The sequence below is a fragment of the Streptomyces sp. NPDC005181 genome, from assembly GCF_040608395.1.
Classification (GTDB): Bacteria; Actinomycetota; Actinomycetes; order Streptomycetales; family Streptomycetaceae; genus Streptomyces.
Map to the genome: position 1 here is coordinate 1 of NZ_JBEXID010000141.1, position 11,012 is coordinate 11,012.

An 11,012-nucleotide genomic window follows, 5' to 3' on the forward strand; every position below is an offset into this window, starting at 1 on the left:
TACCGCTTCGAGTAGTTGCTTCCCACCTGGCTCTACTTCCTCTGGAACCTCAGGTCCCAGTCTCCAGGTGTCCGTGATCAAGGGGAAGCTTCAGGCTGACGGAGCGCGATGCCCTGATACGCATTTCGACCTCCCGGAAGGACGGTGGGGCAGGCTGTCCTGCCCTTGTGACGCGGCTGGCCCAGGACAGGTTTCACCGGTTGCGGCAGCTGGAGAGGGCGCGCCGTCAGTAGACGTGGAGCCCGCGTTGGTTCAGCACCATCTGCACCGGCGTGAAGATGTTCCGGACGCCGCCGTGTTCGGAGGTGGGGGGCGCAGGAGGACACGCTGCTTAAGGCGAGCTGCGAGAAGGTCTTCACCGACAGGGCGTCCGGGAAGCTCGCTCGCCGGCCCGAACTCGACAAGGCGCTCGTGGGCGCCCGCGAAGGGACCAGATCGAGGTCACCAAGCTCGACCGCCTTGGCCGCTCTCCGGAGAACCTCATCGAGCTGGCAAAGCAGCTCCAAGAGCGCGGCGTAGACCTGGTGGTGCTCGGTCAGGGCGTCGACACCTCCACAGCGGTCGGGAGGATGTTCTCGGTCCTCGATGAGCCGGTCGATGTTCGTGACCTCCTCGTCCAACATCCGCACGTCCCCGGCAAGCATCCGCACCAGCTGGGCGATGACCGCGTGGCCCGGGACCGCGGCGTGCTGCTGCTCGGCGGCACCGCGGCGAGGCCGTCAATGGTGCGTTCGGACATCAGGGCGCGCTCGAACTCGGCGATGGCGCCGAGGATCTGTTTCGAGAGACGAGCACCGTGGACTGACCTGCCCTCGCGCAAGACCCGTGGCGCGATCCAGGTTCGCCGCAGCGCCGATGAGGGCAATGTGCGTGAAAGCCTGAGGGAAGTTGCCCAATGCCTGGCCCGCGGGGCCGATCTCCTCTGCGAACAGGCCGAGGTGGTTGGAGTACGTGAGCATTTTCTCGAAGACGTACCGGGCTTCGCCGATGCGCCCGGCGTGCGTGAGTGCCTCGACCTACCAGAACGTGCACCGTGCTGTGTCCGGCGTATTCGGCCAGCTGCCAGCCGTTCTTGCGGCCGACCGGGCCCAGCAGTCCACGGATGTAGTCACGCATCCGGCGACGCGGCTCGACGTGCCTGAAGCGGTGGCCGGTTCACAGAAAGAGTTCCTCTGGTTCGTCGTTCCAGATCTCAACTGCACGCTCGTTGATCACGCCAGGAGGCTGCCCGGACCGCTGCCACCATCAGCGGCTGCACACGATCGAGGGCAGCCCGGGAAAGAGAACACAGCCCGTCAACCAGCCCCTACACTCACCCAGAAACCGCCCCTGAACAGGGAAAACGTCATAGTGCTGCTGGAGTACTAGGGGGCGGTGGTCGCGGTGCGGTAGAAATCGGCTGCGGTGACGGTGGCGGGGACGCCGAGTTCGGCGGCGACCGCGGTGATCGCGGTGGCGCCGACCGCGAGGTCGGCTTGGCCGTCGGTGGTGAAATACGGTGCGATGAACGTCTCGTAGTGGGCTCGGGCTTCGTCTGCGGTATGTCCGCCGAGGAACGTCTGGATGTGCCGCACCGTGGTGTCGGGGTCGTTGCCGATCTCCTGCAGGGCGCGCCGGTGGGCTCGTACGACGGCCTGGACTGCGGGGTCGTCCGGGTGGATGTAGGTCGGGTCGACGGCCAGGCCTACGGTGGGGATCTGGAAGTGGTCGCCGACCCAGGCCAGCACCTGCCAGCCGTGCTCGGCGGCTACCGCCTCCGGTGCCATGGCGCTGCCGACCAGGGCGGCGTCGATCTTGCCGTCGTGCAGCCGGCGCAGGTCCATGCCGTAGTCGCCGGGCGGGCGGACGATGGTGTGGATGTCGCGGTCCGGGTCGAGGCCGGCCTGGCGCAGCACGATCCGGGTGAAGCACCCGGGTGCGGTGTGGGGGGCGTGTACCGCCAGCCGTCGGCCGGCCAGGTCGGCCAGGGAGGTCAGGCCGGGGCGGGCGAGGAACCAGAACAGCGGGCGGTGGGTGTTGACATTGAGTGCGACCCAGGGGGTGCCATCGGTCAGTCGGGACAGCAGTGCCCGACCGAGCCCGATGGTGGCGCCGCGGCGCAGCCGCTCCTCGTCCCAGGTGCAGCCGTCGCGCAGCGCGACGTGGACGCCCTCGTCGGCGTAGTAGTCCTGCTGGTCGGCGATGTAGGCGGCCAGTTCCTCGTGCAGGCCCCGCCCGACGTAGGCGAGATCGATCGTGTGCATGAATGGTTTTCCTTGATCGTGTCACCGCCATGTGCCCGCGCGTGTCGCGGGCGCTGCGGTCCATGGCGCTGAGTGGTCGGTGTGCCGGGTGCGTCCCGGACCGGGACGGTATGGCCCCGTATGCGGGAGACAGCGGCGCGTCAGTCCATGGACATTCCGCAGTTGACCGCGGCCGTGGTGCCGGTCATGAAGACGTTGTCCTCGCTGGCGTAGAAGGCGACCGCTTGGGCGACGTCGGCCGGGTGCGCCAGGCGGCCCAGGGGGGTAGCGGCCACCTGTCGCTGCTTCTGCACATCGTCGAACACATCATCCGCCATGCGGGACTCCACCGGGCCGGGCGCGACGACGTTGACCGTGATGCCCTGCGGGCCCAGTTCCTGGGCGGCGTACCGGGCGAACTGCTCCAGTGCGGCCTTGGCCGTGCCCAGTGCGATCATGCCCTCCCGGGGCCGGCGACTGAGGCCGGTACCGAGATAGATGATGCGTCCCCAGCTCTGTTCGGTCATGGCGGGCAGGACAGCTTTCGTGACCGCGAACGCCGCATGCATCTCGGCGTCGAGCTTGCCGCCCAGTTCTTCCCACGTCATGTCCTGAAACGGCTTGACCGCATACGGGATGAGCGCGTTGTGCACGAGCACGTCAACGCCGCCCCATGCCGCCTGGACCTGCTCGACCATGCTCTCGACCGCCGCGGCCTCGCGCACGTCGGCCTGCATGGCCATGGCCTGGCCGCCTGCGGCCTCGATGCCGGCCACGACCTCCTCGGCTGACTTGCTGCTGCGGAGGTAGTTGACCACCACGCGCATCCCTCGCGCGGCCAGAAGGCGCGCGGTGGCCGCACCGATTCCGCTGCTGGCGCCTGTCACCAATGCCACCCTGCCGGTTGCCCCAGTCACGGGCCCACCTCCTGCTCACCATCGCGGGCCGTCGGCATGACCACCCGGAGTTGTTCATCGTCGATGCCGGGGTGTGCTGAGCGGATCGCCCCGTAGAGCACGGTGTCGACGGTCGCCCGCAGCAGATCGGCCGCGGTCCAGTCCAGTTCGCGCGGCAACTGCGAGGTGAGCAGCCGCTCCAACGCGCCGTGGGTGATCTCACTCAGCAGCTCAGGCGGCGCCGACAGCAGTCCCCGCCGGTGCCCGTCCCGGAACAGCTCGCCGACCCGCCGGTAGACCACCGCATCCACACGCTGCTCCACGTACCGGCGCAGCATCGCATCGCATCGCCCCGCCCCGCCCCGCCCCGCCCCGCCCCGCCCCGCGCGAGCTGAGCCGCGCCGATCCGCCCGAGCTCACTGCCTGCCGCGATCAGGAACCGCTGGACCCGCACACCGAACGGCTGGGCTTCTGCGTCCTCGGCCGCCGCCACCAGCGTGCGGCTTCACCGCCGCGAACTGCCGATCGGCGCCGCGGCCACCGCATGGTGGTACGGCAGGGCGATCGCCGTGCGCGGGTAGCGACGGGCGAGCTCCTGGGGGTCGCCGAGCCAGACCGACCTCCGTTCGCGCACCGTCTCGGCCACCGGAACGGGACTGGACAGCGCCACCCCGAACCAGGGCGCGAGATACTCCGCCGGGATGCCTGTGGTCACCTCCAGCCACAGCGCCTGCCTGTCGGACGCCAGCACGAAGACGGCTCCCGCATGCACGCCCGTGTCGCGTAGGGCGAGTTCCAGCAGCCGGTCCAGCTCAGCCCGGCGTACCGACTCGGTGGCGGGCGAAGGGGGGCGGGACCCGTAGGGCTGTGCGGCGCCGTCCTTCCGTAGGGCGCACATACCAGCACCCTACGTCCGCACCGGCCGACCCCATCACCTCTTTCGTTGGCCCCGCAATAGGGTCACCGGCCCCCAGCTGGGGCAGCCGGAAGACATAGCCGAGGACGTGCCGTACGCCGTCGGCCGGCGGAGCCACGTGTCGCTGAACGAGATCCTGGTACGCCTCACTGATCATCCCGCGACGAATGCGAGCGTGCCGTGCTCGTTCGTGTGCTGCACCCTCACATTGCGGGGCGGGTTACTTGGCGGAGGCTTCGAGCCAGGCGTCGAGGGTGATTTCGCCACGGGGGGAGCCTTCCTCGGGGATGAGGGACCGCTCGCTCATGTGGGCTCCGAAGTACGGAGCGGCCGGGTCTGCGACGACCCTTCGGCGGTCGTTGCGGCTCTGAAGGACCCGGCCGACGATTTCGTCGAAGCGGCCGACTTCGGGTCCGGCGATGTCGACGATGCCGTTCACGGGCGCGCCGGCTGCCGTCCGTCCGACGGCAGCCGCGACGTCATCGGCAGCGACCGGCTGGAACGACACGGGCGGAAGCGTGACAGTGTCGCCGTCGGTCGCGGTGTCGGCGATGCCACCGAGGAACTCGAAGAATTGCGTCGCATGCACAATCGAGTACGGCAGTCCCGAGTCCCGGATCAGCTGTTCCTGCGCGGCTTTGGCCTTGAAATAGCCCCCGTCCGAAGGGCGCTCGACACCGACGATGGAGAGGGCGACGTGATGGTTGACGCCCGCTTCCTTCTCCGCAGCGATCAGGTGCGCCGTCGATGTGGTGAAGAAGGCCATGACAGCCTGGTCTTCGAACGACGGCGAATTCGTCACGTCGACCACCACGTCCGCGCCTGGCAGCGCTTCGGCAAGGCCTTCGCCGGTAATGGTATTGACGCCGGTGTTCGGGGACGCGGCAACCGCATCGTGGCCGTGCGCTTTGAGCTTGGTGATCAGCTTCGAGCCGATGAGTCCGGTCCCGCCGATAACTACGATCTTCATGGTGTCCTTTTTCATTGCGGGCCCGAGTCATGCAGACCGCTGATGTCCCAAGTAGGCCTGTGCATGTGACGATGACCATCACTCCGCCGGTTCCCCCAATACTGCCGAAGCCGAAGCGCTTTCACGGCGGGAACGCGCCGACGTCACGGGCATTCTGCGGGCAGGAGGGCTGAGGGCGGAGACGATCTCGATCACGAAATCCCGAATAACCGGTACTGGTGCCCGATGACCATTTCGGCGCGCCCGAACATGCGTTCTTCGACCCCATCCCGCTGCGACGCACGTCGAACCGCAAACGGACAGTGGCCGAGGACCTGACGAGGAGTGCGATGTCCTCCCAGGGACCAGAACGGCGGTTGCGGTGCCTGGAAGAGGGCGGCGATGCAGTCCCGGCCGAAGTCGAACAGTGTCCGATTGTGACATATACGCTGTCACACATTGTGAGAACCGGGTGTTCGCTACCGGCTCGCCTCCACCCGGGCACGAGCTGAGGAAACCGCCAAGGCCGGTTGACCGCCCGAGGCGCGACTCGATGGCCCGCCTCAGGGCAGCCCCGGGAGGCAAAACAGCCGACCGGGGCCAGCCCTGAGGACCGGTCACTTTCGCCAGAACAGGTGGTGCGTCACCCCGCTCGGGCTGGGAACGACCTCCAGGTGGAATCGGTCGAGCAGCTCATCGGGGGACTCCCAGAGCCGTACTCCGGACGCGAGCTTCACCGGCGAGACCGCCACATGCATGGTGTCGACGAGGTCGGCGTCGAGAAATTGCCGGATGGTGGTGACTCCGCCGCCGAGTCGGACGTCCTTGCCCTGCGCCGCCTCCCGGGCCTGCTCGAGGACCGTGGCAGGGTCGCCGTCGACGAAGTGGAACGTGGTGTCGGAAAGCGTGAGCGAAGGACGCTTGTGGTGGGTCAGGACGAATACCGGGGTGCGGAACGGGGGCTCGTCACCCCACCAGCCCTGCCACTCATGGTCGTGCCAGGGCCCGCGCTGGGGCCCGAACTTGTTGCGGCCCATGATCTCGGCACCGATGTTGCGCGCGTAGTCCCGCGTGAGGTAGTCGTCCAGGCCCCGGCTCCCCCCGGGGTCGGTGCGCATGGGCCAGCTCGCCGTGGCACCGGCCCAGGCGAACAGCCTCTCGGGCTCGACATGACCGAACGGCCTCTCGAGGGTCTGGTTCTCACCGGCACCGATTCCGTCACTCGAGACGTTGAAGTTTTGGACTCTCAGCAGCTGAGCCACGCGTTCCTCCTGTGTTGTCGACAACGGTGGTGAGACTTGCCGGACCGGGAAAATTCATCGCTGCGTCCGTGACCGGTCAGAAATTGGGCTACTTGGTGTCCTGATCTGTGAGTTTTACGCGGTTTGGGCAGACTCCTGTGGTGAAGGGGCGTCCGTTTCTGCGGAGCCTTTCACCATCTGCTGGAGCTGTCACAGACGGCGGGCGGCCCATGCAGTGACGTCATTTCCGGCGGGATCGGTCCTCGCCGTCGTCGGGGCTGCAGGGATGCTCGGTAGCTACCTGGTGCAGCTGGCCAAGCACGCGGGACTCACCGTGATAGCCGATGCCGCACCTGCCGATGAGAAACTGGTCCGCGGATTGACCGCTGCATGACTGATGCCAGACGGCGTTGCGGGTAAAGCCAGCCACAAGGAAAGTGGCAGCACCGGCGCTGACCGGGCCCGGCCGTGCGGCATTCACATACGCCGACCGGCATCGGAGAACGCGTCCCCGGCGGAGGCGGGTGAGCGGCCGCTGGTCCTACAACTCCGGTGCGCCGTACGCGACCTGGGCAGCGGTCGGCGCTCTGCTCGAGGACGAACAGGGCGAAGTCGTCGACCAGGCCCTGGTACTGATCCCGACTCCCGACCTTCCCGTGGAGGACACGTGGCACACCGCGGGCATGCGGGGCACTGCCAGCACCCTGATAGGCCAGGACGTGTTCGTTCCCGAACACCGGGTCTTGTCGGTACCGGCCGCCGCGGAGGGCGTCTACCCGCGCTCGTCGCATAGATGAGGTCCTCTACGGTGCGTCGCTGGGTCCCATGCTCGTGCTGTGCCTTGCCGGACCACCGCTCGGCCTCGGCCGGGCCGCCCTCGACGCAGTGGTGGGCGCCGCCGCGTCCAAGCCTTTGTCGTTCACCGTCCACGGACGGCAGGCGGACTCCGTGGGCGTCCAGACGCAGATCGCCGAGGCCACGCTGAAGATCGAGACGGCCCGGCTGCATATCTACCGCGCGGCCGGCGAAGTCGACGCATCTGCGGCCGTGGGCCCGCTGGACTACCCGGCGCGCGCCCACCGGGCCGGCGCCCGGACGGCACAGGACTTCGGAGTAACCCGACAGTCGCGCAATGCCACAGGCTCAGTGCTTGGGGACGGTGTTGACGTAATGGGTGCCGCTGTCGTAGAGGTCGCTCACAGCTTTCTGTACATCCGCCAGGGACTGGGCCTTGTCGGCGTTGTAGTAGAACCAGTTGACCCGCATGTCCCAGGCGCGCGGACCCGTGAAGGGGAGGTCCACGAACCAGGTGTTGAAGTTGATGGACATGTTTTGACGTGGGAAGTATTTGCCGCCGCTGCTGAACAGCTTGTGGCCGTCCACCGAGTAGGTGGCCCGGCCGTGCACGGCCGTGATCACCATTGTGTGCCAGCCCTGAAGGCTGGAGACCAGTTTGTGTGTGACCCGGTCCCCGGCGTCGGCGCTGTACCAGCTCGTGGTGTCGAGTTTGGGACCCGGCGCACCCCAGCCCCCGTTCGGCATGTACTCGTTGTCGAGTTCGCTGTAGCGAGAGTTGTTGGGCGAGATCGTGTAGAAGGACTCGTTGACGTGGTCGCCGTTGCGACCACTCGTGGGCTTGTCGTTGAAGTAGATCCGGGCGGCGTAGGTCCCCGTCAGGAAGTTGGTGCCGCTGCTCTGCACCTCGGCCTGCTTGGTGCTCGCCTTTGTCCCGTCGGTGCTGGCCCGCAGTTGTAGGACCTGGCCGCCCACAGCGGTTTTCTCGGCCGGGAAACTGACGCCTGCGGCCGACCATGTGTCGTGGATCCCCGGACCGCCCGGGCTGGTACGGACCAGCCAGCCGTGCGCGTGGAGCGCGGGATCGTCGGGGCCGCTGTAGTGGAAGTCGTCGAACACGATCCCGCGCGGGTGGGCAGGCCTCGGGCGGGGGACGGACGAGCCCCGTGCGGACGCAGCGGCGTGGCCGGTGGAGCCGGTAGGGCCGGCAAGGCCGGTGGGCTCGTCCCCCCAGACATGCGCGCCGCGCAGGTATGCGGTCACCGTCCTCGACGCCTGAAAAGTGGTGTCAGCGGCATTGAACGAACGGTCGTCCAGCTGGTCCAGCCTCCTGCCGTCGGGGCGGTACAGCTGCAGTCCGATGGCTCCGCTCTTGGCGCCGGGTGCCAGGCTGCCGGCGCCCGTCGTGAAGCTGATCTGGAGGTAGCGGTCGGCGGTGGTGGTGGGAGCGGCCAGCGCGACGGTCTCCCCGGCGATGTTCGAGCAGCCGACAGCGGCCTTGACGCAGTTGAACGCGTACGAGGAAGCCCCGTCTCCCGTGAAGTAGTAGCGAATCGCCACGTCTGACAGGCGCACCCTCTTTTTGGAGGTGTTGACAACTTCCAGCCATGGCTGGGCCACCGCGGCCGTGGCGGGGCTCCCGGCCTTGTACCGGGCGGTGAGCTGCGGGGGCGCTTGATGCGCGGCACGCCACTCGGGATAGAGCGCGAGACCACCGGCGGCCACAGCGATCACCAGGAGCAATGTCTTGAACACGGTCCACGCACGACGTCGAGGCCCGCGGTCATCAGGACGGACAGGGCGGACGGTAGGGCGGGCAGTGCCCACAAAAGCTCCCAGTGCAGGTGGAGGGGCGGTAGCGGCACCGGCGCGGGTGGCGGAGGCCGACGCCGTCCTCCTTGAGCGCACCCGACAGAACGCTCAGGAAGGGAAGCGGCGGCACTCTCCGTCGCACTGCCGTAGCGGATCGCCGACTATGCGGGTTCCCGCATGTGCCGACCTTCGGACGGCCCCGACGCCAACCGAGCGGCGCCTACTGGACGACCTGCGTCTGGGGGCCGGGAAAATCGAAGGCCGGCAGTGCGACCCCGTCGTCCGGGCTGTACGCGGGTCCGCTCCGTGAGTTCGCGGTGCCGTCCCAAGCCTGGTGGGGGATCGCGAGGGACGGGGTCGGAGCACCGCCGCGGCTCTCGGGAGCTTCGATGTCCACGCCGACCTCGATCTTGGCGCGGGTGCCCCATTTGGTGTGGCGCAGGGTCGCCAGGGACCACAGGCGCAGCGGCAGCAGCAGCGTGATGTTGAGCAGCGCGTACAGCGGAGCGGCGAGGAACGTCAGCACCCGGTCGACGAGACCGACCATGGCGGCGCCGCGCAGGTAGTGGATGGAGCGCACCCACGACATGACACACATGTAGCCGACGTAGCTGGCGAGCAGGGCCCAACCGGTCGGATGCAGCGCGATGGCCACGAGGGCGGTGAGCATGCCCGCGGTGAAGGCAACCCAGGTGACGAGCTCGATCAGATTGAGCCACCAGTACATACGGCTCAGCCGGAACTTGGCGAAGAGCAGGAACCCTTCGCGGATGAAGGACTTGCCCCAGCGGATCTGCTGGCGGATGTAGTGCCCGAGACGTTCGGGGACGTCGGTGTAGCCGACAGCACACGGCTGGATCAGGGACTTGCCCTCGGTGAGGCAGTAGTACGTGAGGCGCCGGTCGTCACCGAAGGTCGCGGGGCGCCCGAGGAACCGCTGGTCGAGGAAGTCGTCGAGATTCTTGCGGATGACCCATCCCCGGTACATCGCGAGGGAGCCACAGGCGCACAGGACGGAACCGAGACGGGAGTAGGCGACCCGTTCGCCAAGGAAAGCGTTTACGTACCGCATGTCGATAAGGCGCGTGAGGAGGTTGGTGGCGCGGTTGTGGGCGAGGACCAACCCGGTGACGCAGTGGACACGGCGCTCCCCGAAGGGTTCGGCGAGTTCGGCGACGGCGTGCTCGTCGAGCACCGTGTCGGAGTCGATGCACAGATACGCGTCCGCGAGCGGGTCCTGCCGGAAGCCTGCGGCGAGTCCGTGGCGCTTGCCGCGGTTCTCGGGGAACCGGATGAAGCCGAGACGGATTCCGGCCCGGTCGAACTGCGGGCGCATCTCCCCGATGAGGGCAGCTGCGGACTGGTCGGCGGAGCAGTCGTCGATGACCGTCAAAGACTGAGGCGGCAAGGTCTGCGCGAGGATTGATTCCAGGCAGCGCCTCAGCATCGCGGGGGATTCGTTGTACACCGTGACGACCCCGTGAATGGCAAGCGGACGGGTCGTCTTCCGGAACGTGAGCCCGGGACTGCGGCGCCGGCGGATGGACAGGAGCAACTTGATACCAAGGAGAGAGCCGACGGCCACCCCGTACCAGTGCAATTGGCGCCAGGACGAGTAGATCTCGTCCCATGCGTGTATGAGGGTATGCATGACGAGTGAGGACTCCCTGACATCGTCGATTTGCTCGTACCCGGATAAGTATTGAACCTTTGTGTGCCAAATGAAGATATTTTGTCTGAGACATGCGACACACGATGGTCTCCGCGGCTCCCGCCAGCAGGCTTGGGCACGCCGCAGTCCTGGGCGCGGGGCGATTATTCGAGCCCCCTGGGAGCAGGATTTCGTTGTGAATGTATTGTGAATGTATTGTGAATGTATAATGTATAAGGTCTGTCGCCGTGAATGTATAAGGTCTGTCGCCTTGAGCTCCGCGAGCTTGCGCCCCCTGTATGTGAGGGCGGAGTTCCGCGTTCGCCGATGTGCGATCGTCTGTTTTGAGCGTCGACATCGATCGCGACAGGCGTGGGAACTCGCGTGCACCTGGCCTGGCCTCGCCCGGCGCAGCGGCGCCGTCGTAGGTGGTGTCCCAGGGCCTCGGCGTGAAGCGGGTATGACCGTTTTCTGATCATGGAATGTCCAGGATGTGCAGTGGCCGGGTGGCGTCACGGGCGTTCCTCCTG

At 67.3% G+C, this 11,012-nt stretch carries 9 protein-coding genes and 4 pseudogenes; 3 read left to right on the top strand and 10 right to left on the bottom strand.

Annotated elements, in window-relative coordinates; translation table 11 throughout:
* Positions 1-341 precede the first annotated feature (341 nt).
* A pseudogene (locus tag ABZV38_RS37480) lies at positions 342-563 on the top strand (recombinase family protein); the annotation flags it as partial.
* A 156-nt stretch (positions 564-719) separates the two neighbouring features.
* Here the strand turns inward: ABZV38_RS37480 and ABZV38_RS37485 are convergent.
* The 8 genes and pseudogenes from ABZV38_RS37485 to ABZV38_RS37520 form a co-directional block, all read right to left on the bottom strand.
* Positions 720-1,037, bottom strand: a pseudogene (locus ABZV38_RS37485) (glycoside hydrolase family 15 protein); the annotation flags it as partial.
* Positions 1,033-1,191 (bottom strand): annotated as a pseudogene (locus ABZV38_RS37490) (IS701 family transposase); the annotation flags it as partial. The pseudogenes ABZV38_RS37485 and ABZV38_RS37490, both read right to left, overlap by 5 nt.
* A 173-nt stretch (positions 1,192-1,364) precedes the next feature.
* Complete coding sequence (locus ABZV38_RS37495; RefSeq protein ID WP_356333064.1) at positions 1,365-2,243, bottom strand: ABC transporter substrate-binding protein; 879 nt, start codon at positions 2,241-2,243, stop codon at positions 1,365-1,367.
* A 140-nt stretch (positions 2,244-2,383) separates the two neighbouring features.
* Positions 2,384-3,139: an SDR family oxidoreductase gene (locus ABZV38_RS37500; protein WP_356333066.1), complete on the bottom strand. Its 756-nt coding sequence runs from the start codon at positions 3,137-3,139 to the stop codon at positions 2,384-2,386.
* On the bottom strand, positions 3,136-3,441 hold the full coding sequence (locus ABZV38_RS37505; protein ID WP_356333068.1) for a hypothetical protein: 306 nt from the start codon (positions 3,439-3,441) through the stop codon (positions 3,136-3,138). Before ABZV38_RS37505 ends, ABZV38_RS37500 begins: the two co-directional genes overlap by 4 nt.
* A gap of 182 nt (positions 3,442-3,623) precedes the next feature.
* Positions 3,624-4,016, bottom strand: coding sequence for a hypothetical protein (locus ABZV38_RS37510; RefSeq protein ID WP_356333070.1), 393 nt, complete (start codon positions 4,014-4,016; stop codon positions 3,624-3,626).
* A 238-nt stretch (positions 4,017-4,254) separates the two neighbouring features.
* Positions 4,255-5,004 carry an SDR family oxidoreductase gene (locus ABZV38_RS37515; RefSeq protein WP_356333072.1) on the bottom strand — a complete coding sequence of 250 codons (750 nt, stop codon included), beginning with the start codon at positions 5,002-5,004 and terminating at the stop codon, positions 4,255-4,257.
* Between the two features lie 596 nt (positions 5,005-5,600).
* Positions 5,601-6,245 (bottom strand): dihydrofolate reductase family protein, encoded by a 645-nt coding sequence (locus ABZV38_RS37520; RefSeq protein ID WP_356333074.1) that lies wholly within the window; start codon positions 6,243-6,245, stop codon positions 5,601-5,603.
* Between the two features lie 503 nt (positions 6,246-6,748).
* Here ABZV38_RS37520 and ABZV38_RS37525 point away from each other — a divergent pair.
* Positions 6,749-7,021: a hypothetical protein gene (locus tag ABZV38_RS37525; RefSeq protein WP_356333076.1), complete on the top strand. Its 273-nt coding sequence runs from the start codon at positions 6,749-6,751 to the stop codon at positions 7,019-7,021.
* A gap of 28 nt (positions 7,022-7,049) precedes the next feature.
* Positions 7,050-7,313, top strand: a pseudogene (locus ABZV38_RS37530) (oxidoreductase); the annotation flags it as partial.
* A 54-nt stretch (positions 7,314-7,367) separates the two neighbouring features.
* Here ABZV38_RS37530 and ABZV38_RS37535 read toward each other — a convergent pair.
* Together ABZV38_RS37535 and ABZV38_RS37540 are read right to left on the bottom strand one after the other, a co-directional pair.
* The gene (locus ABZV38_RS37535) at positions 7,368-8,753 is read right to left on the bottom strand and encodes a cellulose binding domain-containing protein (RefSeq protein WP_356333077.1); all 1,386 of its coding nucleotides are present in this window, start codon (positions 8,751-8,753) and stop codon (positions 7,368-7,370) included.
* Between the two features lie 298 nt (positions 8,754-9,051).
* Entirely contained in the window at positions 9,052-10,482 is a 1,431-nt protein-coding gene (locus ABZV38_RS37540; protein ID WP_356333078.1) for a glycosyltransferase, read from the bottom strand.
* Positions 10,483-11,012 lie beyond the last annotated feature (530 nt).

Coding starts and splice junctions, on each gene's coding strand:
- ABZV38_RS37495 (WP_356333064.1), bottom strand. CDS start 2,243: ATGCACACGATCGATCTCGCCTACGTCGGGCGGGGCCTGCACGAGGAA.
- ABZV38_RS37510 (WP_356333070.1), bottom strand. CDS start 4,016: ATGTGCGCCCTACGGAAGGACGGCGCCGCACAGCCCTACGGGTCCCGC.
- ABZV38_RS37515 (WP_356333072.1), bottom strand. CDS start 5,004: ATGAAGATCGTAGTTATCGGCGGGACCGGACTCATCGGCTCGAAGCTG.
- ABZV38_RS37540 (WP_356333078.1), bottom strand. CDS start 10,482: ATGCATACCCTCATACACGCATGGGACGAGATCTACTCGTCCTGGCGC.